Here is a 25,615-nt window from a genome sequence, read left to right on the forward strand (position 1 = left end):
AAATCACAAATTTATTATTTTGAATAAATCCCCAAATAAATATCTTTCCAACGTCTATGTTGCCAAAACCAATCGTCTGGTTTTTCTAAAATTTGATTTGACATAGCATCAGCTTGTAATTGGGTGATTTTATTAACATCATTGTCATATTTTAAAGGATCAATTGCTTCACAAAACTTAATAGTATATTTTCTGAAATCATCTTTTATAAAAAATACTGGAATAATTAAAGCACCAGTTTTTATTGCAATTCTAGTTGAAGAATCTGTTTGAACAGCATCATGTCCTAAAAATTTGATTTTTTCACCTTTATTTACAGGTACATGTTGGTCTATTGCTAAACCAATTATTCTTCCATTTTTTAAAGCTTTTATCAATCCCTTTGCAGAACCTTTTTTATCAAGCATTTCACTATTATGACTCTCTCTTGATTGCCTTAAATCATCATTTAGATATTTGTTATTTAACGGTCTTCCAACCATTGTAGTTGGTGCATATTTTAGTGAAATATAAGAGGTTATATATTCCCAATTACCATAATGTGCAGAGATAAGGATAATATTTTTATTCTCTTTTAATGCATCAGTAATTATATCTTCATTTTCAAGTGTGATTTTCTTTTCTAATTCTTCTAAATCTAAATTATTGTTTTCTATTTGTTCATAAAGATTAAAAACTAAATTATAATAAGAGTTTTTTATAATTTCTTCTTTTCTTTCTTCTGAAATTTTATTTTCATATACTAAATCTAAATTTATTTTTGCATATTTTCTATGTTTTTTATCTAATAAATAAGCTAGTTTAGCTAAAAGGTTTAAAACAATTTTCATAAAACCTTTTGGTAAAAATAATACAAACCCTCTAAACAACTTATATAAAATATAAATTAAGTAGTCTTTCAATTTAAAAGTTTCCTTGCAATCTCAATAATGATATTTTCATCTATATCTTTAATAGAGAAATCATTTTTGTTTAATTTATAGTGATTTACCTTAGATGATGATTTTACCACTTTATTTATTGATGTTTGATAAACTCTATTTATTGGGGTTGGTCCAAAAATAGTAATTGAAGGTTTACATAAAGCCCAAGCCATATGTGTAGGACCAGTATCATTTCCTATTAAAAGATCACATTTGGAGATAAGTGCCTTTAAAGTATTTAAATTTATTTTTGGCAATGCTTTTATATATTTACTGTTTTCTTCAAGCCAAGTTGCTTTTTCTTTCTCTTCTTCATTTCCCCAGACAACTAAACAATTAGCTTTTAAACTATTTGCTATATTTAAAAATTTCTCTTTAGGATAGTTTCTACTCTCCCAAGTAGAACCAATAACAAATATTATATTTTTTTTATCATCTTTTAAATACTCATAGATAATTTTATCTTCATCTTTATAATATAAAAATGGTTTCATATCTAAAATATCTGATTCTAATATTTCAAATCCTAAAGGTTTTGATAAGACTTTTGCATTTCTGTCTATTGTATTTTCATCATAAGCAATTGAAACTTTGTTTTTATAAAAATAAGATGCTGCTTTTTCTCTAATTGAGTCTTTACTAAATCCCGCAACCCTTTTTCCTAAAAGTTTAGATACTATTGCTGATTTGATTAAGCCTTGAGCATCTATTACTAAGTCATAAGTTTTTTTAGAATATGTTTTTACTTGCTTAATCTGTGAAAAAAGTTGTTTTTTATCTTTTTTAATTGCTTTAAGATTTAAAGAATATATATTATCTATATCAGGATTATTTTCTAAAACTTGAAAAAAAGCTTTTTCAACAAACCAATCTATTTGAATATTAGGATTATGTTTTTTAATAAACTGCAAGGCAACCATAGCATGAACTATGTCTCCCATTGCAGAAAGTTTAACTATTGCAATCTTCATAACAAATTTTAACCTTTAAGTTTTTAGGTGTTTCTATCTTTTCTATTTCATTTTCAATCATAAATATAGTTTGTTCTAAAGATATTTTTAGTTTATTTTCTTTTAAAGTATACTCTACTTTAGGACAAGATAAATCTTGATTTATTAAAAGGTTCAAAGATATCATAAAAGATAGCCATTGCATCACTTCAATATCAGGAAGTAATTGTTCATACTCTTTTAAATCTTTTCTTTTAGGTAAAGACTTTTTCGAAAATTTTATAGTATGTGCGACAACAACTCTTGATGAATGTAAAAAGTCATAATTTAAACCATTGATTATAAAATCAAAAGTATTATCATTTGACTTATAAAAGTTTAAAGAGTTTCCTATAGAATGAACCTTTGAAGCTATTACTAAAAGTAATCTATATTTTTCTGGTAAATTGTGCATGGGTTGTAATACATCAAAAATAGCCCCTGCATTTCTTCCTAAATAAGCACTTTGTTTTTCATCAATTTGAAATCTATCTAATAAACTTTTTACACTAATATTAAAATTTGCTGGAAAAACATTGTTATTATTTCTTAATAAATCACTTAAATAAACCCCTTCTCTAACACCAGCTCCAGATGTGATTACCCTTTTTGTTTGTAATTCATCTAAAATAGTTTTAAAAATAAAAGTTCCCTCTTTTATTGTGTCATATCTATCTTTTTTTACACCTAAATATTTTAAAGCATCATTATCTTTTGCACCTAATATTGCATCATAAATATATTTATTTAAATCTACACTATAACTGTAGCCATGTAAAATATCAAGAGGATAATTGTTTTTAGACATTATTACCCTACTTAAGGCTCTTATTGTCCCACCTATTCCTACAACTGTACTAGGAATCTCATGACCACAAGATATAACCTCTTTTAACTTTTCTAATACATACTCTCTTGCACCATCAAAATCATCTTTTCTAAAAAACAATTCATTAAGCCTAACAGTACCTATATTTAAAGAAATACATTTTTCTATTTTTCTATTTTTAATAAAAGCAAACTCTGTAGAACCACCACCGATATCAACAGTAACGAATTCATCTCCATGAATCAAATTTAAAGCAGCCATACCACCATAATAAGCCTCTTTTACTCCATCAATAACTTTTATATTTAAGCCTAATTCATTTTTTACTTTATTAATAAAAACTTTTGCATTTGGAGCATCTCTTAATGCTGAAGTGGCAACACATATAATTTTTCTGGATTTTAATGCTTTGGAGATATTTAAAAAAGATTGCAAAGAATTAAATGCTCTTTGCAAAGCAGCATCTTGAAGGTTACCAAAGTTATCATAACAACCTTCAGAAATTTTAACACGACTACGTGTTTCATTAATCAAGTTAAAAGCAAATCTACTACTCTTTTCTAAAACAACCATACGCATTGAGTTAGACCCAATGTCTATAATAGTTGTTATTTTAGCCATTTTATACTTCTTCTTCTTGAAGTTGCTCGTATTTAAATTGTAACTCTTCCATTGTCTCTTGATTGTCTGGATCTACAACAATACAGTCAACAGGACAAACTTCTACACATGCTGGTTCTTCATAATGACCTACACATTCTGTACACCTATCTGGATCAATAATATATATTGGATCACCCTCTTCTATCGCGTAATTTGGGCATTCTTCCCTACAAGCATCACATGCTATGCATTCATCTGTAATTATTAAAGACATTAACCTTTTCCCTAACTAAAATATTATGTTGGAGTTATAACCTAAAAACCTTTAATAATTTCTTTAAGTGGTGTACAAATGTATAGATTTTTAGTAACAATTAAGATTTAAGTGAATTAAGGTACAAAAGGTTACTAAAAATCAAGAAAAAAAAGGGGAGAAGAAAACACAAAATGAGAATTTTTCTCATCTTGTGTAATATTAGTAATTATAATATTGCTTTTGCAATCTCTTTTGCTGCCTCTCTACCATCAGCAGCGGCAGTTACTGCTAAGTGTGCACCTCTTTGACAGTCACCACCAGCATAAACTTTTTTATTTGAAGTTTGATAGTTTTGTGTAACTACACCACCCCATGAATTTATTTCTACATTTAACTCATTTAAAAATTTTGGAGCTTCAGGAGAGAAACCTAGTGCAAAGATAATGATATCTGCTTCTTCTACAAATTCACTTCCTTCTACAATAGTAACTCTTTGTCTTCCAGATTCATCAGGCTCACTTAAAGCAGTTTCAAGTAATTCAATACCTGTTGCTAAGTCACCATCTTTTATCACTTTATTAGGGCTAACATTAAAAATAAACTCTACACCCTCTTCTTTTGAGTTAACAACCTCTTTTTTAGATCCTGGCATATTTGCTTCATCTCTTCTGTAAAGACATTTTACTGTTGCAGCACCTTCTCTAACTGATGATCTTACACAGTCCATTGCTGTATCTCCACCACCAATAACAACAACTCTTTTATCTTTTACATCAATAAATTCGCTATCTTTCTTTCCAAGGTTTCTTTTTTGAATACCTGTTAAAAATTGCATTGCTAAATATGTATTAGATGCATCTTCACCATCAATCTTTGGAAATCTACCTTGTTTTGCACCAATACCTAAATAGATTGCATCAAACTCTTCTTCAAGCTCTTTAATTGATTTATCTTTTCCAATTTCACAATTTAAATGTAATTTCATACCAGCTTCAAGTAACCAATTAATTCTTCTATCAACTGTTGTTTTATCAAGTTTAAAACCAGGAATTCCATACATTAAAAGACCACCAGCTCTATCATCTCGTTCAAACATCTCTACATCTATACCTTTTCGTAAAAGGAAAGTTGCAGCAGATATCCCAGAAGGTCCAGAACCAATAATTGCTACTTTTTTACCAGCTTTTGATTGAGTAAATTTTGGTTTTAATCCATTCTCAAAAGCTCTTTCATTTAGATGGGTTTCAATTGCACCAATTGATATTGCACCATGTCCTGTATTTAAAGAACATGCACCTTCACAAAGTACATCTTGAGGACAAATTCTTCCTAAAATTTCAGGGAAAGGAGATGTTTCATTTGATAAAGCAAAAGCTAATTCCATATTTTTTTCAGCAGTTTGTTTTAACCATGCTGGAATAAAATTATGTAATGGACAACCTGTATGACAATATGGATCTCCACATTGCATACATCTATCTGATTGCTCTCTAGCTCTATGTTTTCCAAATACTTGATACACTTCATTATAATCTTTTAATCTTTGTAAAACATCTCTTTTTTCAGGGTTTATTCTTTCAAATTTTGTAAAATTTAACATCTCTTAATCTCCCTCCTCTGGATTAAGTGGTAAAACTGTCATATTTTTTGGTTTTACCAGCCAGAAGTTTCTAATCTCTGCTCTAAAGTTTTCTAAAATATCTTCAGCTCTTTGAGATTCTGTTTCATTTAAATAATCCATAAGCAATCTTTTTAGATACAGTCTTTCTCTTTCAGTATCATCTGTATCAATTCTAACTGCTTCAATTAGCTCTTGGTTCATTTTATCAACAAAATGTTTTTCAGGGTCATAAACAAATGATAAACCACCTGTCATACCAGCACCAAAGTTAATACCAGTGTCACCTAAAATAACAACAATACCACCTGTCATATATTCACAAGCATTATCACCTGTTCCTTCTACAACAGCAGTACATCCAGAGTTTCTAACAGCAAATCTTTCACCAACTGCAGCTCTTACATAAAGTTTCCCGCCAGTCGCACCATATAAACAAGTATTACCAGCACCAGCAAATTCCGGACCTTGATGAGGAGTATTTATAATGATTTTACCACCATGCATACCTTTACCAACATAATCATTTGCAGCTCCATCTAAATAAAGGTTCATCCCTTTAGATAACAATGCTCCAAATGATTGACCAGCAATACCTTTTAGGAAAATATTAATTGAACCATCAGGTAATCCTGCATCGCCATAATATTTAGCAATCTCACCAGAAATCAGTGTACCAAATGATCTATTTAAGTTAGAGATAGTCTCTTTAACTTTGATAGGTGTTGTTGGTTGCTCAATTGTTCTATGAACTTTTTTAAGTAATTCTCTTTCAAATTTATTTTTATCAAATGGTTCATTTTTATCTTTTTGACATGTATCTACACCATCAATTTTTCTTAAAACATTTTGGAAATCAAATTTTTGTGCAAATTCATCATCAATAACTTTTAATAAATCACTTCTACCTACTATCTCTTCTAATGATTTATAACCAAGTTTAGCAAGAATTGCTCTTACATCTTCTGCAATAAAAGTAAAGTATGAGATAAGTCTTTCAACTGTACCATTAAAATGCTCTCTTAAATCTTCATCTTGAGTTGCAACACCAACAGAACATTTGTTTGTATGACAAATTCTTAAAATTTTACATCCAAGAAGTGTTAAAGAAGCTGTACCAAAAGCATAAGATTCAGCTCCAAGCATTGCAGCTTTTACTACATCAAGACCTGTTTTTAAACCACCATCTGTTTGTACATGTACTGATTCTCTTAAATGGTTAGCTTTTAAAGCATTATGTGCTTCAGATAATCCCAATTCCCAAGGATTACCAGTGTGTTTAATAGATGTTAAAGGAGCAGCTCCTGTACCACCATCAGCACCAGAAATTACAATTCTATCAGCATATGCTTTTGCAACACCAGCTGCAATTGTCCCAACACCAATTGTTGATACTAATTTTACAGTTATTTTAGCTTCTTGATTGATTTGTTTTAAATCAAAAATCAATTGAGCTAAATCCTCAATAGAATAAATATCATGGTGTGGTGGAGGTGAAATAAGTGTAACACCTTCAACTGTATGTCTTAAAGATGCAATAAGTGCTGTAACTTTGTGACCTGGTAATTGTCCACCCTCACCTGGTTTTGCACCTTGAGCTACTTTAATTTGAATCTCTTGGGCACTTCTTAAATATCCTGGAGTAACACCAAATCTACCTGAAGCAACTTGTTTAATTTTAGAGTTTTTAATAGTTCCAAATCTAGCTGGATCTTCTCCACCTTCACCTGAGTTACTCATTCCACCAATAGTATTCATAGCTATTGCCATAGCTTCGTGAGCTTCTGGTGAAATAGAACCACATGACATAGCTGCAGTTGCAAATCTTTTAAATATTTCATCTTTTGATTCAACTTCACTTATATCAATAGCTTCTTTATCTGAATTAAACTCAAAGAAATCTCTAATAAACTTTTTATCTCTAGTTTCTACTAGTTCTCTTAGTTTATCAAAATCAGAAATATCTTCTTTGTTTTTTGCTTGTTTATTATGCATTGCATTAGTAGTAGCTGGACCATAATCATGGTATTCACCGCCATCTAAATATTTATAAAATCCACCAAGATTTAATGGGAACATATGTTTATCATCAAAAAAAGCATCAAAATGTGATTTTTCAATTCTTTTTTCAATATCTTCATATCCAAGACCAGATAAGTCAGAGTGACTACCTTCAAAACAATTTGCAATAATTTCATCACTTAATCCGATAATATCAAATAATCTTGAATTTCTATACGAAGCGATAGTACAAATACCCATTTTAGACATAATTTTAAGAAGTCCAGCATTTACTGCTTTTTGGGTATTTTTAAGAAGTCTTTGCATCTTATATTTTGATATATCTTTTCTTTCATATAATGCAACTGTTGAAGCATACATCATATATGGATAAATTGCTGTTGCACCATATGCTATCATTACAGCTGCCATATGTGGATCATATACTTCTCCTGATACAGCAACTAAAGATACACTGTGTCTAATACCTTCAGCAATTAATTTTTCATTTACATATCCAACTGCCATTGCCATAGGGATAAGCTTTGTATCTTCATTAATATCTCTATCATCTAAAATAATAACTGAAACTTTGTCATCTCTTACAGCTTTTACAACAAAAGAAGCTAATTGTTCTAACGATGCTTTTAAATCACTTTTAAATGTAGTAGTAAAAGTTCTATTTTTATAGTAATCATCATATCTAGGAGACTTTGAATCACCAAATGAAACTAACACATCATATTTTTCTTTCATTAAAATTGGACTAGCAACTTTTAATCTTCTTGCGTATTCAGGTTTTTCATCTAAAACATTATGAATATGACCAAAACCCGTCTCTAAAGACATTACAATTTTTTCTCTATATGGGTCAATTGGTGGGTTTGTTACCTGTGCAAATTTTTGTCTAAAAAAGTCAGTAAAATTTCTATTTACATTTGAAAAACATGCTAAAGGAGTATCATCTCCCATAGAACCAACTGGTTCTTTACCATCTTTTGCCATTGGATCAATCATTTGATCCAGTACTTCATAAGTAATATTAAAATATTTTTGTCTTTTTTCTAAATCTTCAAACTTATAATCATCAACATCAACAAATGATTCATCAATATACTCTTGAAGATACTCCATATCTCCATTTAACCATTTGCTATAGTTTTGTGAAGATTTTAAATAAGTATTAATATCTTCCTCTTTTAAAACCTTACCATGTTTAAGGTCAAGTCCAATCATTTGTCCAGATTGAAGTCTTCCCCTTTCAAGAATATTATCTTCTTCTAAAAATACAGTTCCATACTCAGAAGTGATATAGATTTTATGATCTTTTGTAATAATATATTTTGATGGTCTTAAACCATTTCTATCAATTAAACATCCAATATGTCTACCATCAGTTAAAGATACAGCAGCTGGTCCATCCCAAGCTTCCATTGCAGTTGATGTGTATTCATAAAATGCTCTTAATTCAGAGTCCATATGTGGTGCATTTTGCCAAGGTGCAGGAATCATACTTCTTGCAGCTTTGAAGAAATCAACACCATTTACAATTAAAAATTCAAACATATTATCTAATGATGCTGAATCTGATCCACCATCTTGTAAAATAGGTAATATTCTTTTAATCTCTTCATCAGTAAATACTTCAGATTCAATTTGTTCTGATTTGATTTGTACATTTACTCTATTTGCTTCAACTGAATTGATCTCACCATTATGTGCTATTGATCTAAATGGTTGAGCTAATCTCCATTGTGGCAGAGTATTTGTAGAAAATCTCTGGTGAAAAAGAGAAAAAGAGATTTGAAAATCTTCATCCCTTAAATCGATATAAAAATGTTTGATATGCGTAGGCATAATAAGCCCTTTATAGGCTATTACTTTAGATGAAAACGTTGGAATATAAAAATCACTTTTTTCTACTAATTTGTGCTCACACTCTTTTCTTGTTAAGTAAAGCATTGCATCAAATCTTTTTAAACTCATTAAAGCATTTGCACTTACAAACACTTGTATAATATGAGGTAAAGATTCTAAAGCTTGTTTTCCTAAAGCATCCTTATCAACAGGTACTTCTCTAGTTAGTAGTACCTTTAAATCATTCTCTTCACATTGTAATTTAAATGTTTCAATATCATCTAAATCTCTAGTAAATATCATTGCAACTGCATATCTTTCTGGTAAATCAATACCACTTTCAGAAGCAATCTTTCTCATAAATTTATCTGGCATAGATAATAGTAAACCCGATCCATCCCCCGTTTTACCATCAGCAGCCACTGCACCTCTGTGCATCATTCGCTCTAGCGATGTTATAGCATCTTCTAAATTCTTGTGACTAGGTCTGTTTTTTAAATCTGCAACAAGACCAAAACCACAGTTATCTTTAAAAGAAGTAAGTAAATCTAAATTACATCCCATCATTATCCTTTATAGTATCTTTATATTCCAAAAAAGTGGACGATTATACTCTTATTTTGTTTAAAACATGGTTAAGGTGGGAATGTGTTACTTTTTATGCAATTGCTATTTTAATGCTACGAAAAGAAGCTCTTTTTTTTAAATTTACACTTTTCTACATAAATCTTACACAAGATTTGATTATACTTTTTTTGATACGAAAACAAGGAGTGAAAATGAAAAAACTATTAATGGGAACAGTTGCAGCTACACTTTTAGCTACATCTGGATTAGCAGCAGAGTATACACTTAAGTTCTCTCATGTTGTTAGTGCTAACACACCAAAAGGGAAAGCAGCTGATTTTTTTGAAAAAAGATTAGAGGAACTTTCTGGGGGAAAAATTGATGTTCAGGTTTACCCATCATCTCAATTATATAATGACAATGCAGTAGTAAAAGCATTAAGATTAAATTCAGTTCAAATGGCAGCGCCATCTTTTTCTAAATTTGGTAAGATTGTACCAAACTTAGCTTTATTTGATTTACCTTTTCTTTTTAAAGATATTGACCACTTACATAGAGTTCAAGATGGTGAAGTGGGACAAAAACTTAAAGATATGGTAACAGCTAAAGGTATTGTTGCTTTAGATTTCTGGGACAATGGATTTAAACAATTCTCTTCATCTAAAAAAGCATTAATTATGCCAGAAGATGCAGAAGGTCAAAAATTTAGAATTATGTCTTCAAAAGTTCTTGAAGAACAAATTAAAGCGGTTGGAGGAAATCCTCAAATGATGCCTTTCTCTGAAGTTTATTCAGGATTACAACAAGGTGTTATTGATGCAGCAGAAAATCCAATCTCTAATATCTATACAAAAAAATTCCATGAAGTACAAAAATATCTTTCAATTTCTAACCACGGATACTTAGGATATTTAGTTGTTATGTCTAAAAAATTCTGGAACTCTTTACCTGCTGACTTACAAGCAAATGTAAAACAAGCTATGAAAGAAGCAACTGCAAAAGAGAGAGAATATGCACAACAATTAAATGATTCTCAATTTGAACAAATTAAAAAGTATGCAAAAGAGACTGGAAAATTAGAAATTATAGAGTTAACTCCTGAACAAAAAGAAGCTTGGAGAAAAAAAGTTAGTACAATTTATCCTGATTTTTACAGTGATAGAAAAATTGGAAAAGACTTAATTGAAGGTGCTTTAAATACTAAGTAATTTCAAATTTTAAACTATCGGTTTTCCGATAGTTTAAATCCTAAAAAAAATATCCTAAAAAATTCCCACACACCCCTATTTTATTATGTTTAAGACCTATTATACAAATTTCAAAATTTCTTCTTATGTACACAATAGATACATAAATTTTAATTATAATTTATCTATAATAGAATAAGGAGAAAAAATGACAACAACATTAAAATCAGTAGTGTCTAGTATTGTTATTGTGCCAATACTATTATTTACTGGTTGTGGGGAAAAGAAAAAAGAACAGAAAATTTCAGAAGTTCAAAAAGCTTTAATAAAGGGTGAATATATCCTTAAATTTTCACATGTAGTAAGTCCTAATACTCCTAAAGGTAAAGCTGCAAGTTATTTTGAAAAAAGACTTGAAGAGCTTACAAAAGGTAGAATTGATGTACAAGTTTATCCATCATCTCAACTTTATAAAGATAATGCTGTATTAAAAGCATTAAAACTTGATTCTGTTCAAATGGCAGCTCCAAGTTTTTCTAAGTTTGGGAAAATTGTACCTCAATTAGCACTTTTTGATTTACCTTTTCTATTTAAAGATATGGCACATTTACACAGAGTTCAAGATGGTGCAGTGGGTCAAAAACTAAAAGATATGGTTAATTCAAAAGGGTATATTGCTCTTAACTTTTGGGATAATCATTTCAAACAATTGTCCTCTTCTAAAAAACCTTTAATTCTTCCAGAAGATGCAAAAGGACAAAAGTTTAGAATTATGTCATCTAAAGTATTAGAAGAACAATTTAAAGCAGTTGGCGCTAATCCTCAAATGATGCCTTTTTCAGAAGTCTATTCTGGATTACAACAAGGGGTTATAGATGGACAAGAAAATACTAATTCAAATATCTACACAAAAAAATTCCATGAGGTTCAAAAGTACTTAACTGTAACCAATCATGGATATTTAGGATATTTAGTTGTTATGTCTGAAAAGTTTTGGAACTCATTACCTAAAGAGTTACAAAATGATGTTATTCAAGCTATGAATGAAGCAACGGTAAAAGAGAGGGAATATGCAGAAGAGTTAAATACCAAGCAATTTAACTTAATAAAAGAGTATGCAAAACAGACAGGTAAGTTAGAAATAATAAACCTAACAAAAGAGCAAAAAGATGCTTGGAGAACAGCTGTTAGTAAAATCTATCCTGATTTTTATGATAAAGATAAAATTGGTGAAGATTTAATTAAGGGCTCTTTAGCAACGGAGTAAAAGATGATTATATTTAAAATGATAAGTAAAACTATTGGTTTTATAAACCAATCAATTGCAGCCATTGGTATTTCTGCTGGTGTTGCAGTTGCATTTACAAATGTAGTGGCAAGATATGTATTTGATGCCTCATTAGTTTGGGCATCAGAGTTAAGTGTATACTTGTTCTTATGGAGTGTATTTTTTGGAGCAGCTTATTGCTTTAAAAAAGATGCACATATTGCAGTAACAATTGTACTTGATGCAATGCCATCAAGATTAGCAAAAGCGATGTTATTATTGTCTCATATTATTACAATTGTATTTTTAATAGCAGTTGCATATTATGGTTATGAATATCTGCTTTTAGTTATAGATTTAGATGAAAGATCAATAGATATGTGGGATATGCCTATGTGGATTCCATATTTGGTAATTCCGGTTTCATTTGCATTTGCATCATATAGAGTTGCAGAAAGGATACATGCAATTTTATCTACACCCCATGATAAAATCTTAAAAGAGAGCGAAGCTGAACACGTATTGGCTGAAATGGGTATTGGGGCTAGAAGAAACCAAGAAAATGAAAATGTTAAGGAATTAAACGAAATGGTTAAAGAAGTAGAAAAGAAAACAGGAGGGATGCTATGAGTTTAGCTGTATTATTTGCAATATTTTTCTTCCTTGTTATTTTAGGAACACCTATTTCAATCTGCTTAGGTGCTTCAACTTTTGTAACACTTATGTTTTTTACTGATATTTCACCTATTGAAATCTCAGCTATGATATTCGAAAAAGTTCACCATTATTCATTAATGGCTATTCCAATGTTTATTTTTGCAGGTAACTTACTGAGTAAAGGTAGTGCAGCACAAAGAATTATTGAGTTTGCAAAATCTTGTGTTGGACACTTACCAGGTGGTCTTCCTATATCAGCTATTTTTGCATCTATTATTTTTGCTGCTGTTTCTGGTTCATCTCCTGCAACTGTTGTTGCTATTGGTTCAATTATGTTTGGTGCAATTATGCAAGCTGGTTATCCTAAGAAATATGCAATTGGTACGATTGCAACATCTGGGTCGTTAGGTATTCTTATTCCACCATCAATTGTATTAATCGTTTATGGTGTTACAGCAGAGGTTTCTATTGGTAAACTATTTATGGCAGGTGTTGTTCCAGGACTTATGCTTGGTATTATGTTAATGACTGTAACTTATATTGGTGCAAGAAGACTTGGTTTTGAAAAAACTGAACCGCAACCTATGAAAATTAGATTAGCGAAAATGAAAGATGCATCATGGGGATTATTTACAATTGTACTTGTAATTGGTGGTATCTATGGTGGTATCTTTACTCCAACTGAAGCTGCTGCAGTTGCTTGTGTTTGGGCATTTATTGTTTCTGTATTTATTTATAAAGATATTAAATTATCTAAAATATATATTACTGCTTTAGAATCAGCAAAAACAACTGCAATGATTATGTTTATTATTGCAAATGCTATGTTATTTGCTCACTTCTTAACTATTGAGAATATTCCCCATATGATTACAGAAGCTTTAGTTGAAGCAAATGTAAATAAATATATGTTCTTACTTATGGTTAACTTACTTCTAATTTTAGCTGGTTCATTTATGGAGCCAAGTGCTATTATTATGATTATGGTTCCATTATTACTTCCTGTTGCCGTTGCACTTGGAATTGATCCTATTCATTTTGGTATCTTAATCACAGTAAATATGGAGCTAGGAATGGTATCCCCACCTGTTGGACTGAATCTTTTTGTAACCTCAGGTCTTACAGGAATGAGTATCAAAGATGTAATCGTCGCCGCATTCCCTTGGACAATGACTATTTTAGTTGGACTTATATTAATCACATATATTCCAGATATTTCATTGTTCTTACCAAATTTAATGTATGGACATTAATTAAATTAAACTATCCGATTTTATGGGGCATTCCCCATAGAATCAAAGTTTTTAAATAGTATTTCCTCTATCTAAAAATAAAAACTATTGATATTAAAATCACAGTAACTACAATTTCTGGAATAAAATAAAACGAAAATCCGTAAAGTTTTTTATACTTGATTTTCAAATAATTTTCAAATTTTTTTACAGGATTTCCTAATAATTTATAAAATATAAAGCTTATGATTAAAGTAATAAAGAATACAATTAGATAATTTGATGAATTTTTACTAATTAAATCTTCAAATAACACAAGAATCAAGAGATAAAAAACTAATATATAAATTAACATTTTAATCCTTTTGATATCTAAACTACACTTACAAATGGAGATATCTTTTAATTTTAATAATAAATATCAATATTATATTTTATTAAGACTTTGTTTTTTATTAATTTAATAATGTTCTATAATTTAAATCTTTCACCATATAATATAAATTTAAAAACTTAGTTATGTTACTTATTTCAATTTAACACTTTAATAGATAAAATTTTCCAAAATAAAAATAAAAGATTATATTATGTCAAAATCAAAAATTGGTGTTATTGGAGCAGGAAATGTTGGTGCAGCTATAATAAATGCACTAGTTTTGAGAAATATTGGAAAAGAGTTAATTCTATTTAATAGAGATAAAGAAAAAGCTCTAGCAGAGGTAATGGATATAGATGATACTATCCCTTTATTATCTGAAATGCAAATCAAAGCTACCAATGATTACAAAGACTTAGAAGATTGTTCTATTATAGCCATTACAGTTGGGGCTAGACAAAAAGAAGATGAAACAAGATTAGAACTTTTAGGAAGAAATGCCAAAATTATGCAAGATGTAGTTTCAAATCTTGATAAATATGCATCTGATGCTATATTACTTATAGTTTCAAATCCAGTTGATATATTAACAAGAGTTGCCCAAGAGACTTCTGCAAGAGCTCACAATAAAATCTTTGGTTCAGGAACGGTTTTAGATACTTCCAGACTAAGATATCAACTTGGAAAAGAGTTAGAAGTAAATAGAAAAAATATTCATGTTCATGTAATTGGGGAGCATGGTGATAGTGAATTTGCAGTTTGGTCTAATGCAATTATTGGTTCAATAAAACTTGAAGATTTTCCACTAAAAGATTCTATAACTCTTAAAAAGTTAAAAGACAAAGTGATGTCAATTACTAAAAAAAGAGCTTATGAAATAATCCAAAGAAAAGGTTATACTAATTTTGGAGTTGCAGTTGCAGTTGCAAAACTAATTCAATGTGTTATTAGAGATGAGAAAAAAATATTTTCAGTATCAATTAAAGCAAATAAAGAATACTTACTTCATAAAAATACAGTTCTTAGTCTACCTTGCGTAATTGGTAGAAGTGGCGTGGAAAATAGACTTATTTTAACTTTATCAAAGAAAGAGAAAGAAAAACTATTAGAAGCCTCTAATAGTTTAAATAATGCCTATAAAAATTTAAGATAAAAGAGTATGTTCTATTAGTATTTTAAGACCTATACCTATTAGAACTATTCCACCAATTTTTTCTGCTTTATCTTCTAAAAACTCTCCACCTCTTGTTCCTAAAAAATTTCCAAGAAAAGAGAATATAAAAGTTACAAAAGCAATAATTAACATTGATAAATAAGGATTTAAATTTAATAGATTTAAGGTAAATCCCGCTGCCATAGCATCAATACTTGTTGCAATTGCAAGTATTAATAAAACTTTGTTGGAAATAACACTAATCTCTTCTTCCGTACTTTCACCAAAACTTTCATATAACATCTTTCCACCTATTAAACTTAAAAGGAAAAATGCAACCCAATGATCAATTGATTCAATAAAATCACCTAAACCAACACTTGCAAGAAAACCAATTAAGGGCATAAAACCTTGAAAAAAACCAAAAAATAAAGCAATTTTTAGCGCTAAAAATTTATCAAATGTTTTGTTTTTTACTCCTAAACCAATAGAAACGGCAAAAGCATCCATAGCCAAAGCAAATGACAATAATAATACTTCAAACAAAATTAACTCCTATAAAAATGGAATTATACCAAAACAATAAAAAATATCTATTATGATAGAATATAAAAAAACAAAGAGAATAGATGTTTGAATTATATGGAATAGAAGATTATCTATATGCCTTTTTATTAACTTTATTTGCTGGTTTATCTACTTCTTTTGGAGCAATAATAGCTTTTTATTCAAAAGCAAAAAGTGATATTTTACTTTCACTTGGACTTGGTTTTTCAGCTGGGGTAATGATTTACGTTTCATTTATGGAGATACTACAAAAAGCAAAAGATTCCTTTATAGAGATCACTTCAAATGAAATTGTTTCAGAAACATTTGTATTAATCTGTTTTTTTGGTGGAATTCTTTTTAGTGCTATTATAGATAAGTTAATACCTGAAGATGTAAATCCCCATGAACCAAAATCCTATAATGAATTAGAAGAATTAAAACCAAACCATAATATAAAAAACAAACAAACACTACATAGAACAGGTGTTTTTACAGCTTTGGCAATAGGAATTCATAATTTTCCTGAAGGCTTTGCAACTTTTATATCCTCTTTAAATGATATATCAATTGGAATTACAATTGCTTTAGCAATAGCTATTCATAATATACCAGAGGGTATGGCTATATCACTACCCATATACCATGCAACAAATAATAAGAAAAAAGCTTTTTGGTATTCTACACTTTCTGGTTTTGCTGAACCAATTGGAGCGATTGTAGGATTTTTTCTACTTTACCCAATAATGGGAGAAGCTACATTAGGTGTAACTTTTGGTATCGTTGCAGGGATAATGATATATATATCTTTTGATGAGTTATTACCAGCTGCAAGAGTTTATGGCAATGCACATACAACAATTTTAGGACTTGTTTTAGGTATGTTTATTATGGCTTTAAGTCTTTTAACTTTCAATTTTATTTAATAAATTTATATTGATACACTTTTGATACACTTCCTTAGTATAGTAATAATATATAAAGAGGAAAGGATTAATTATGGTACAAGGTGTAAATAAAAATAAAATCTTAGATATTCAAAATATCTTAACAAAAAAAGAGATACAGATGTTACAAAATGTGGGTTATATATTATTATCTGATGATGTAGTGAAAAAAGCAGAAAACTCAGAAAACTATAAAATTAAAAAAATCGATAATATACTTCTTCTACAACTAAATAGTTAGTAGTTTATTATTATATTAAACTACTAAACTATTTATTTTAAAACTATTCTTGAATTTTATCAAACTCCATAATAAACTTAACACCAACATTTGAATTTTCTAAAGTTAAATTCCCCTCAAAAGAGTTTTTTACAACAAGTTTTACCATATATAACCCAATACCTGTACCTTCTGATTTAGTTGTATAATAAGGGTCAAAAACTTTTTCTAAATCTTGTTCATCTATCCCTCCAGCATTATCACTGATTGTTAAATAGTTTTTATCATCTTTTGAATAAACTTCTAGAGTTATTTTTCTATCATCTACATTTCTGTCTTGAAAAGCTTGAATTGAGTTCGTTACTATATTCATTAAAACTTGGGTTAATTCCATCTCTACACCTTTTAATGTAAAGTCATTTTGAAAATCAATATTCAGTTCAACATTGTTTTTCTTAATAATAGAATCAACTAATTCAAAACTTCCATCTAATGTTTTTCTAATTGAAAAACTTTTTTTATCTTTATCTGCTTTAAAAAATTCTAAGAAACCATCAATTGTATCTCTCATATGATGAATTTGAAGTTTTGTATTTTCTGAAAAATCATCTATTGCTTCTTTATCTAATTCTCCATAATCATACGAATATTTAATATCATCACAATATAAAGACAAGATATTTAAAGGTTGTTTTAATTGATGTGAGATTACGCCAATCATTTCTCCAATTGAAGCCATTTTTGTATTATGAACAACTAGTTTATTTGCCTCTTGTAATGACTCTTTTGTTTCTTTATTTTTATGAAATAAATCAATATATACTTTTAGCTTTGAACTTAAAAGATTAACATCAATTGGTTTAGAGATATACTCAATAACACCTAAATCATAACCTTTTTGTTGATAAGCATCTTTATCATAAATACCTGTAATAAATATAATAGGTATATCTTTTAACTTATCAATCCCTTTTATATATTCAACAAACTGAAATCCATCAATATCTGGCATTTGAATATCACTTAAAATTAAATCAATATCATTATCCATCAAAATTTGAATTGCATCTGTTGCATTAAGTGCTGTATATATATCAACATCAAACTCTTCAATTAACAACTGTAAAGAGTAAATATTCTCTTCAACATCATCTAAAATTAAAATTGAGAATTTATTTTTCATTATTATCTCCCTATAAAATCTATTATATCTGGTATATCTACAATATTGTCTTTTATTACATAAATATCTTTTTTATAAGTTTCTTTTAGGATATTTAATTCATGTTTTGATATACCATTACTATCAACAATTAAAACATCAAAATTATTATCTATTTTTTCTAAAAGTTCCTCCATATCTCTAACTTGTGTTAGTTTATGATCTTTTTGTAATGTTATAACTATATTTATAAACTTAACTGCATCGGTATTATAAATAAGTATATTTTTACTAATTGCTTGTTTTTCTATCTCAACTATTTTTTTCTTTTTATTATATTCATCATCTAAAGTTAAAATATCTAAACATTTAATAGCATCACTATTTTTAGGTATAGTTACATAAAATGTTGTACCTATTCCAACTTTACTTTTAACAAAAATAGAACCCTTTAAAAGTTCTAATAACTCTTTTGTAATAGCTAAACCTAAACCTGTACCCCCAAATTTTCTTGTAGTACTACTATCAGCTTGTTTAAACCTGTCAAATATATCACTTAATCTATTTTGAGGAATTCCTATCCCCTCATCTTTTACTGAGATATTTATTTGTTCATCTTCATCTTTTACACGCAGATAGATAGATTTACCTTTTTCTACAAATTTTATAGCATTACTTAATAGATTTTTAACTATCTGTTTTATTTTTTTCTCATCACTATATATATTTGGTTCTATCTCTTTATCAAATTCAAAATACAAATTAATACCTTTTTCTTTTGTCTGAGGAAGAAACATATTATAAATTTCATCTAAAAGTGTTAGTAGATTTATTTCTGAATAATCAACTACTATTCTCCCCGATTCCAATTTTGAAAGGTCTAAAACATCATTTATCAAATCTAATAAATAATTACCAGAACTTTGTATGATTTCAAGATTTTTAATATCTCTAGCAGAAAGATTTCCATTTTTATTTTCTTTCATTACAGAAGAGATTACATTTATTGAATTTAGTGGTGTTTTTAACTCATGACTCATATTTGCCAAAAAATCATCTTTTGATTTATTTGCAGCTTCTAACTCCTTTTTTTGTTCCCTTAAAAGTTCATTATTCTTTTTCATTTTATGTACATTTAGACATGACTTTATACTAAGATTTAATTTATTTATAAAACTTTCAAACATAGAGATAAAAAACTCTACATCTAAATTTAATTGTTTTATAACTAAATACATAGAACCATATTCTAATCTTAATATAAGAATAATTTTATCCTCTTCATAAATCTTATTTATTACCTCTTTATAATCATCATATAAAAAAGGATCAAAATTATCAATTTTTCCAAATGATGCAAGCTCTTTAATATCATCATCCTCTTCTATTGAATATAGACCATAAACAGCATAAGTTTCACTTACAAATGTTCTTAAAACTTCTTTCATCATCAAAGGAAGGTCTAAAGAGTTCCCTATGGAACTATAACATTTGTATGTTATTGCTAAATTATTTACTAGCATAATGCACCCACCACGCAAGTTTTATTATAAAAATTAATATATTCATTTCCATTATTTGCAATTTCACCTAATGTTAAAGCACCAAAAACTCTTCTATTAGGTACAGGTTCTTTAATACTTGCCAATTCTTTTTTAAAATATTTTTCTAAAAATATTGTTCGTGAAATACAATCAAAAAGTACTATATGTTTTATTGTATTTAAATCATCTACTTTTTTTATTGCATTATTTATAGCAACGGATGAAGATTTAATCAATTTTTCTTTTTCACCTTTTAAAATATTAACCGTTGAATTTTGTTCAATATCTCCTACAAGTATCATATTCCCATTTTCGTCTAAACCAATTGGATCTCTTACAACAATTTCATTATTAAATTTTACAATTCCTAAAGGGTATGCTTTTGCAATATCAAAAAAATCCATCTCATCAAATTTTAAACCACTATTTTCTTCAACAAACTCTTTATAAACATCAAAAGCATTTTTAAAATTAAGTGATTTTAAGATATTTTTTTCAGCTGAAGTTACGATAAATGGTCCCTCTAAATACTCCCAACCATTTTCAACCCCAACACTTAAAGTTGATTTTCCTGCTAAAATTATAGCTGCGTCTTGAAACATTCCATTTTTAGAAAAAATTACAGGTTCTTGTTTGAATGTTAATTTACCTGCTCCACCACCAATAATTTCACTTTTCATTGGTAGTGTTTGGAACACTGCTTCCAAAAAAGTGGTAATATGTTTGCTAAGACCATCTACAATAAGCATAATAGAATCAAACTCTTGTAATTGTTCTTTATCTATATCTATTGTAGTCATATCTTCTAAGATAAAAGCTCCAATACTATCATCTAGTTCACAAGCAACCATCCCTCTATCAGTATTAAAATCTTCATAAACAATTTGAGGGACAATTGCTCCTTTAAAATCTAAACCTGAGTAGTTTAATAAATCAAAATTAAAATTAAAATTTTCAGCAACTAAAAGAAAAAATTTACTTTTACTATTTTTGTTTGTATCAATAAAAACTTCTAATTTTTCATAATATTTAATACTTTTCATAATTTTTCCTTTTTTAATCTTTTAAACTCTCTTTTATTTTAAGAACTTTATCTATATTTCTAAAAAATAGTTCAACTAATTTTGGTTCAAACTCAATTCCAGATTTCTTATACATATAGTTTTTAATCTCGTCAAGAGACCAACCTTGTTTATAACATCTTGTTGAACTTAAAGCATCAAAAACATCTGCAACAGCGGTTATTCTTCCAAAGATATGTATCTGCTCACCTTTTAATCCTCTAGGATAGCCTGTTCCATCCCACTTTTCATGATGTTCATGTGCTACTATTGAAGAACTTTTTAAAATCTTTCTATGTGAATTTTTAAACATATTAAAACCTATAGTTGTATGAGTTTTCATAATCTCATACTCTTCAGAAGTTAATTTACCAGCTTTTTTTAATATAGAATCAGGTATTCCAATTTTTCCAATATCATGCATAGGAGAGGCCAACTTAAGTAAAGTTGCTTCCTCTTCACTAAGTCCATACTCTTTTGCTAACATATAAGAAAATAAAGCAACACGAGTTACATGGTTTGCTGTTTCTTTACTTCTTGATTCACCAACTGAACCTAAAGTTAAAATCAAATCTTTTTGTGTTTTTTCTATTTCATGCTGTAATTCAATAATCTCGCTTACATCATGTCCAACAGCTAAATATTCAATAACCTGTTTATTTTCATTAAATACTGGTGAAAAAGTGAAATCTATATATTTCTTTTTATCTTCATTAAAATCTATTTTTATTACTTTATGTTTACTCTTACTTTCTATTAAGTCTTCTACTATTTCAGCATAAAGTTGCTCATCTTTTAATATATCTTTTAATGTTTTATCTTTAAAACTCTCAATTGATTTTTTAGCAAGTTCTAAAAATTTACTATTTAAATTAGTTATCTTAAAATTCTTATCAAAATTGATTAATATAGAAGAGATATCTAAACATCTTTTATATTCATTCAAAAGATAACTTTTACTTGTTAAATCATCTTTTGATTCTTCAAGTTCAGCTTTTAAGACTTCACTTAACCCCTCTTCTTCTGTAATATTATTTGAAATACATAAGTACTCTAATATTTTTTTATTATTATCTACTATTGGTATAGTTGTTGAATTAAAAACATACTTTTTATCTTCAGATGTTCTTCCAAATATTTTACCTTCCCATATTTCAACATTATCCAATTTTTCCCAAAGCTTAGAGAATGTAGAAGAAGAGGTATCATTTAAAGTATTAAAATTAAAAAATCTATCTTTAACCTCTTCAAATTTATAACCAGTAATTTTTTCATATTGATTATTTACAAAATTTATTTTACCTTCTGTATCAAATTTTATTACTATTGAGCTTTCATCTATCGCATCTTTATATTGTTCTAGCAATTTTCTAGATTGATTTGCTTCAATTTTATCTGCTATAGTATATATCTTATCAATTAAAGTATCCAATTCTATTGGCTTTAAAAGGTAACTATCAATATTTAATTCTATTGCTTTTATTAAGCAAGGTGTTTCTGTTCTTGCTGTTGTTAAGATTATTGGTATGTTTGGATTTATCTCTTTGATTTTCTCAGACATCTCTAAACCATCTATTATAGGCATATTTAAATCACTAATAACTAAATCAATTCTTTTCTTTGAAAATACTTCTAATGCTTCTTTTCCATTAGAAGAATAAAATACAATATTAAATAATCTATCTAAAAACTTTGAAAGTTTATTTGCTGCTTCCAATTCATCTTCAACATATAGAACATTTAAACGTTTCAAAAAACCTTTATTTACCATTATAAATCCTTTGAAAAATTATAACTATAAATAGTATTTCAAAAGTATCATATTATATTGAAAAAAAAATACTTTTGAAATATTTTTTATTGTTATAATTTTGAAAAATAAGGAGCTTATTATGACAATGAAATCAACTACTTATCAATTTGTAGAAGATAAATCAGTTCTTCTGATAGGAAAAGATAACACTGTAAATAATACAGTAAAAAAGTCTTTAAAAAATCATATATTAAATATTGATACTTTAGCAGATATTCCAGCTTATCTTAATCTATCTAGATATGACTTAGTAATAATAGATATAGAATATTATGATAACAAAGATTTGGTTCACACTTTTTCTAATGACTTTTATAATACTCCAATTATCTTTTTAACCTCTGATGTAAATAGTGTAGATTTTAATGCACTATATAATATATCTGTAAAAAATATATTACAAAAAGATGAAACATTGAATAACATTTTTATCTACAGTTATATTATTCTTCAAAAAAAAGATAAATTGATATTTAAAAATGGTTATTTATACTCTTTAAAAGATAATAGATTCTATTATCAAAATAGAGAAGTCGCATTAACAAAACTTGAACTTAAACTATTTGAATTTTTAGTGAAAAATATCAATAGAATTATTAGTTATGAAGAGATAAGAGAAAAAGTGTGGGATAATAATTCTTGTACTATTTATAGTGTAAGAAACGTAATAAACAAAATTAGAGAGAAGTCATATTACGAAATAATTAATAATTTTTCAAAACAAGGTTATACAATAAATAATGATTATATCTATATTTAGTGAAATATGGTATTATTATAATACCTTATTAAATAGAATAGAGCCATGGAAAATTTTAAAGATTATGAAAAAAACATTAGGATTTTGTTAGTTGAAGATGATTATCATACACAAATTAAGTTAGTGAAAATCTTAAATAGAGTGTATGATGATATTGTTGTTGCAAAAAATGGAGATGAAGCTTTAACCATTTTTAGAGCGTATCACTTACAAAACAAATCTTTTGATTTGGTTATTAGTGATATAAATATGCCTATAATGGATGGGATTAATCTTCTAGAAAATGTAAGACAAATAGATGAACTTCTACCTTTTATATTTGTAACTGCACAATTAGATGTAGATACACTATTAAAAGTAGTTAAACTAGATATTGATAATTATATTTTAAAACCTATTGATGTAAATACTTTATTACAAAGTATTGATAAAACAATTAAAAAAAGTTTTAAAAGAAGGTTTTTTGCAACAGATAAAGAGAAGCTTTATCTAAATAAAGAACTATATTGGGATCCAGTTGAAAAATCTATTTATAAAAAAGAAGAACAAATAAAACTAACAAAAAAAGAGATAATGTTTTTAGATATGTTATGTAGTAGAATAAATCAAGTAGTAAGTACAGATGATATTATCTACACATTATGGGAAGATTCGCTTGAAATTGATTCTTCTATATCAAATCTAAAAAACCTTATTTCAAGAATAAGAATTAAGATTCCAAATTTAAACATAGAAAATGTCTATGGACTGGGATATAAATTAAGGATGCAGCATGAATGAGATTGATACTTCAACATTTAAAGTTTTATATATAGAAGATGAAGACTTGGCAAGGGAGAAATTTGGTAAGTTTTTAAATAGAAGGTTTGGTGAAGTTGTTTTATGTGCAAATGGGGTTGAGGGGTTTATGAAATTCCAAGAATACTTCACAAAAGATTCTAAATTTGATTTGATTATTAGTGATATAAATATGCCAAAAATGGATGGATTAGAAGTTTTAGATGGGATAAGACAATACGATACAGAAGTACCTGTAATATTAATTACTGCGCGTTCAGAATCTGAACAAATGTTAAAAGCTATAAATCTACATGTAGAAAGTTATATTTTAAAACCTATTGATTTTGATGTAGTAAATATGACTTTAGACAAAGTATCTAAAGATATTTATTATAAAAAAATGTTTGAAAAACAAAACCAAGAGATGGAAACATATCTAGAGATTATTGATCAAGAAGCTTTAGTTTCAAAAACAGATTCAAAAGGTAAAATAACTTTTGTAAATGATGGTTTTTGTGAAGTTTCTGGATATACAAGAGAAGAACTTATAGGAAATGCTCATAATATTGTAAGACACCCAGATATTCCAAAAAATTTTTTTGAAGAGATGTGGGAAACTATAAAAAATGGTAATGTTTGGAATGGGATTCATAAAAACTTAGCAAAAGATGGAACAACTTATTTTGTAAACTCAAAAATATTTCCAATTTTTGAACTTGATAAAACTACTATTAAAGAATATATGGCAGTTAGATTTTTAGTAACTAATTTAGAGGAACAAAAAAGAGAAAGCCATAAAAATTTTTTAAGTCAATTGACAAATTTAAAGAAACTTATAAACTCTCTTACCAAAGAGAAAGAAACTTTACAAAAAACTGTTAGAGACTTAGAGTTTAGAATTTCAGGCTTTGATGAGAAGTATAGAGTTAGTGAAGCAAAAAGAAAAGAGTTACACAGTCAACTTGAAGCCTATGAAAAAAACAAATTAGAATACAATAAAATGGATTTAATGACTAAAAAAGATAAAACAAAACAATTTGAAGAGATATACAAATCATATAATCAGTTAAAAGGTAAATTAAATAGAGCAGAAAAAGAGATAAAAGAGAAAGATAAACTATATCAAAGCAAAGTTGAACAAATCGATGATTTATTATCAAAAGAGATAAAACTTACAAAAAGAATTTCTGACTTAAAAGATTTAGTTACTAATCTTCAAAAAGAGAATACTCAAGTAATAAAAAACAAAAAGATTCTACCTTTTTAA

General features: G+C 27.9%; 21 protein-coding genes. 10 read left to right on the forward strand and 11 right to left on the reverse strand.

Annotation, left to right across the window (positions count from 1 at the left end; translation table 11 throughout):
• Positions 1-14: 14 nt before the first annotated feature.
• The 6 genes from ACKU4C_RS10025 to gltB form a co-directional block, all read right to left on the reverse strand.
• A complete protein-coding gene (locus ACKU4C_RS10025; protein WP_321311732.1) occupies positions 15-902 on the reverse strand; it encodes a lipid A biosynthesis lauroyl acyltransferase in 888 nt (295 codons plus the stop codon).
• The gene (gene waaC, locus ACKU4C_RS10030) at positions 899-1,894 is read right to left on the reverse strand and encodes a lipopolysaccharide heptosyltransferase I (RefSeq protein ID WP_321311733.1); all 996 of its coding nucleotides are present in this window, start codon (positions 1,892-1,894) and stop codon (positions 899-901) included. The genes ACKU4C_RS10025 and waaC overlap by 4 nt, the downstream gene beginning before the upstream one ends.
• Positions 1,875-3,362, reverse strand: coding sequence for a Ppx/GppA phosphatase family protein (locus tag ACKU4C_RS10035; protein ID WP_321311734.1), 1,488 nt, complete (start codon positions 3,360-3,362; stop codon positions 1,875-1,877). The genes waaC and ACKU4C_RS10035 overlap by 20 nt, the downstream gene beginning before the upstream one ends.
• A gap of 1 nt (position 3,363) precedes the next feature.
• A complete protein-coding gene (locus ACKU4C_RS10040; RefSeq protein ID WP_320034607.1) occupies positions 3,364-3,618 on the reverse strand; it encodes a YfhL family 4Fe-4S dicluster ferredoxin in 255 nt (84 codons plus the stop codon).
• A gap of 208 nt (positions 3,619-3,826) precedes the next feature.
• The gene (locus ACKU4C_RS10045; RefSeq protein WP_321311735.1) at positions 3,827-5,200 is read right to left on the reverse strand and encodes a glutamate synthase subunit beta; all 1,374 of its coding nucleotides are present in this window, start codon (positions 5,198-5,200) and stop codon (positions 3,827-3,829) included.
• A 3-nt stretch (positions 5,201-5,203) separates the two neighbouring features.
• Complete coding sequence (gltB, locus tag ACKU4C_RS10050) at positions 5,204-9,640, reverse strand: glutamate synthase large subunit (RefSeq protein WP_321311736.1); 4,437 nt, start codon at positions 9,638-9,640, stop codon at positions 5,204-5,206.
• 215 nt (positions 9,641-9,855) lie between these two features.
• Between gltB and ACKU4C_RS10055 the strand changes: the two genes are divergently transcribed.
• The 5 genes from ACKU4C_RS10055 to ACKU4C_RS10075 all read left to right on the forward strand — a co-directional run bounded on the left by ACKU4C_RS10055 (position 9,856) and on the right by ACKU4C_RS10075 (position 15,515).
• The gene (locus ACKU4C_RS10055) at positions 9,856-10,851 is read left to right on the forward strand and encodes a TRAP transporter substrate-binding protein (RefSeq protein WP_321311737.1); all 996 of its coding nucleotides are present in this window, start codon (positions 9,856-9,858) and stop codon (positions 10,849-10,851) included.
• 187 nt (positions 10,852-11,038) lie between these two features.
• Positions 11,039-12,097, forward strand: coding sequence for a TRAP transporter substrate-binding protein (locus ACKU4C_RS10060; protein WP_321311738.1), 1,059 nt, complete (start codon positions 11,039-11,041; stop codon positions 12,095-12,097).
• Positions 12,098-12,100: 3 nt separating this feature from the next.
• Positions 12,101-12,727: a TRAP transporter small permease gene (locus tag ACKU4C_RS10065; RefSeq protein ID WP_321311739.1), complete on the forward strand. Its 627-nt coding sequence runs from the start codon at positions 12,101-12,103 to the stop codon at positions 12,725-12,727.
• Positions 12,724-14,007 (forward strand): TRAP transporter large permease subunit, encoded by a 1,284-nt coding sequence (locus tag ACKU4C_RS10070; protein WP_321311740.1) that lies wholly within the window; start codon positions 12,724-12,726, stop codon positions 14,005-14,007. The genes ACKU4C_RS10065 and ACKU4C_RS10070 overlap by 4 nt, the downstream gene beginning before the upstream one ends.
• A gap of 566 nt (positions 14,008-14,573) precedes the next feature.
• Complete coding sequence (locus tag ACKU4C_RS10075; protein WP_321311741.1) at positions 14,574-15,515, forward strand: L-lactate dehydrogenase; 942 nt, start codon at positions 14,574-14,576, stop codon at positions 15,513-15,515.
• Here the strand turns inward: ACKU4C_RS10075 and ACKU4C_RS10080 are convergent.
• Positions 15,507-16,061, reverse strand: coding sequence for a manganese efflux pump MntP family protein (locus ACKU4C_RS10080; protein WP_321311742.1), 555 nt, complete (start codon positions 16,059-16,061; stop codon positions 15,507-15,509). The two genes, ACKU4C_RS10075 and ACKU4C_RS10080, sit on opposite strands and share 9 nt — an antisense overlap.
• A gap of 83 nt (positions 16,062-16,144) precedes the next feature.
• Between ACKU4C_RS10080 and zupT the strand changes: the two genes are divergently transcribed.
• A complete protein-coding gene (gene zupT / locus ACKU4C_RS10085; protein ID WP_321311743.1) occupies positions 16,145-16,987 on the forward strand; it encodes a zinc transporter ZupT in 843 nt (280 codons plus the stop codon).
• A 73-nt stretch (positions 16,988-17,060) separates the two neighbouring features.
• Positions 17,061-17,249 (forward strand): hypothetical protein, encoded by a 189-nt coding sequence (locus tag ACKU4C_RS10090; protein ID WP_321311744.1) that lies wholly within the window; start codon positions 17,061-17,063, stop codon positions 17,247-17,249.
• 43 nt (positions 17,250-17,292) lie between these two features.
• On the opposite strand, the gene ACKU4C_RS10095 is transcribed toward ACKU4C_RS10090, so the two are convergent.
• The 4 genes from ACKU4C_RS10095 to ACKU4C_RS10110 are packed head-to-tail and all read right to left on the reverse strand — an operon-like array spanning position 17,293 to position 22,766.
• A complete protein-coding gene (locus tag ACKU4C_RS10095; protein ID WP_321311745.1) occupies positions 17,293-18,411 on the reverse strand; it encodes a hybrid sensor histidine kinase/response regulator in 1,119 nt (372 codons plus the stop codon).
• A gap of 2 nt (positions 18,412-18,413) precedes the next feature.
• Positions 18,414-19,913, reverse strand: a complete 1,500-nt coding sequence (locus ACKU4C_RS10100; protein WP_321311746.1) for a HAMP domain-containing sensor histidine kinase — start codon at positions 19,911-19,913, stop codon at positions 18,414-18,416.
• Positions 19,907-20,977 carry an FIST C-terminal domain-containing protein gene (locus ACKU4C_RS10105; RefSeq protein ID WP_321311747.1) on the reverse strand — a complete coding sequence of 357 codons (1,071 nt, stop codon included), beginning with the start codon at positions 20,975-20,977 and terminating at the stop codon, positions 19,907-19,909. The genes ACKU4C_RS10100 and ACKU4C_RS10105 overlap by 7 nt, the downstream gene beginning before the upstream one ends.
• 13 nt (positions 20,978-20,990) lie before the next feature.
• Complete coding sequence (locus tag ACKU4C_RS10110; protein ID WP_321311748.1) at positions 20,991-22,766, reverse strand: HD domain-containing phosphohydrolase; 1,776 nt, start codon at positions 22,764-22,766, stop codon at positions 20,991-20,993.
• Positions 22,767-22,887: 121 nt separating this feature from the next.
• Between ACKU4C_RS10110 and ACKU4C_RS10115 the strand changes: the two genes are divergently transcribed.
• The 3 genes from ACKU4C_RS10115 to ACKU4C_RS10125 are packed head-to-tail and all read left to right on the forward strand — an operon-like array spanning position 22,888 to position 25,615.
• The gene (locus ACKU4C_RS10115) at positions 22,888-23,568 is read left to right on the forward strand and encodes a winged helix-turn-helix domain-containing protein (protein WP_321311749.1); all 681 of its coding nucleotides are present in this window, start codon (positions 22,888-22,890) and stop codon (positions 23,566-23,568) included.
• Positions 23,569-23,613: 45 nt separating this feature from the next.
• A complete protein-coding gene (locus ACKU4C_RS10120) occupies positions 23,614-24,348 on the forward strand; it encodes a response regulator transcription factor (protein WP_321311750.1) in 735 nt (244 codons plus the stop codon).
• Positions 24,341-25,615: a response regulator gene (locus ACKU4C_RS10125; RefSeq protein ID WP_321311751.1), complete on the forward strand. Its 1,275-nt coding sequence runs from the start codon at positions 24,341-24,343 to the stop codon at positions 25,613-25,615. Before ACKU4C_RS10120 ends, ACKU4C_RS10125 begins: the two co-directional genes overlap by 8 nt.

It is taken from the genome of Halarcobacter sp. (assembly GCF_963676935.1).
Lineage (GTDB): Bacteria > Campylobacterota > Campylobacteria > Campylobacterales > Arcobacteraceae > Halarcobacter.

Coding starts and splice junctions, on each gene's coding strand:
- ACKU4C_RS10055 (WP_321311737.1), top strand. CDS start 9,856: ATGAAAAAACTATTAATGGGAACAGTTGCAGCTACACTTTTAGCTACA.
- ACKU4C_RS10120 (WP_321311750.1), top strand. CDS start 23,614: ATGGAAAATTTTAAAGATTATGAAAAAAACATTAGGATTTTGTTAGTT.
- ACKU4C_RS10110 (WP_321311748.1), bottom strand. CDS start 22,766: ATGGTAAATAAAGGTTTTTTGAAACGTTTAAATGTTCTATATGTTGAA.
- ACKU4C_RS10125 (WP_321311751.1), top strand. CDS start 24,341: ATGAATGAGATTGATACTTCAACATTTAAAGTTTTATATATAGAAGAT.
- ACKU4C_RS10060 (WP_321311738.1), top strand. CDS start 11,039: ATGACAACAACATTAAAATCAGTAGTGTCTAGTATTGTTATTGTGCCA.
- ACKU4C_RS10035 (WP_321311734.1), bottom strand. CDS start 3,362: ATGGCTAAAATAACAACTATTATAGACATTGGGTCTAACTCAATGCGT.
- ACKU4C_RS10095 (WP_321311745.1), bottom strand. CDS start 18,411: ATGAAAAATAAATTCTCAATTTTAATTTTAGATGATGTTGAAGAGAAT.
- ACKU4C_RS10065 (WP_321311739.1), top strand. CDS start 12,101: ATGATTATATTTAAAATGATAAGTAAAACTATTGGTTTTATAAACCAA.
- ACKU4C_RS10115 (WP_321311749.1), top strand. CDS start 22,888: ATGACAATGAAATCAACTACTTATCAATTTGTAGAAGATAAATCAGTT.
- ACKU4C_RS10070 (WP_321311740.1), top strand. CDS start 12,724: ATGAGTTTAGCTGTATTATTTGCAATATTTTTCTTCCTTGTTATTTTA.
- ACKU4C_RS10040 (WP_320034607.1), bottom strand. CDS start 3,618: ATGTCTTTAATAATTACAGATGAATGCATAGCATGTGATGCTTGTAGG.
- ACKU4C_RS10105 (WP_321311747.1), bottom strand. CDS start 20,977: ATGAAAAGTATTAAATATTATGAAAAATTAGAAGTTTTTATTGATACA.
- ACKU4C_RS10045 (WP_321311735.1), bottom strand. CDS start 5,200: ATGTTAAATTTTACAAAATTTGAAAGAATAAACCCTGAAAAAAGAGAT.
- ACKU4C_RS10090 (WP_321311744.1), top strand. CDS start 17,061: ATGGTACAAGGTGTAAATAAAAATAAAATCTTAGATATTCAAAATATC.
- ACKU4C_RS10075 (WP_321311741.1), top strand. CDS start 14,574: ATGTCAAAATCAAAAATTGGTGTTATTGGAGCAGGAAATGTTGGTGCA.
- gltB (WP_321311736.1), bottom strand. CDS start 9,640: ATGGGATGTAATTTAGATTTACTTACTTCTTTTAAAGATAACTGTGGT.
- ACKU4C_RS10100 (WP_321311746.1), bottom strand. CDS start 19,913: ATGCTAGTAAATAATTTAGCAATAACATACAAATGTTATAGTTCCATA.
- waaC (WP_321311733.1), bottom strand. CDS start 1,894: ATGAAGATTGCAATAGTTAAACTTTCTGCAATGGGAGACATAGTTCAT.
- zupT (WP_321311743.1), top strand. CDS start 16,145: ATGTTTGAATTATATGGAATAGAAGATTATCTATATGCCTTTTTATTA.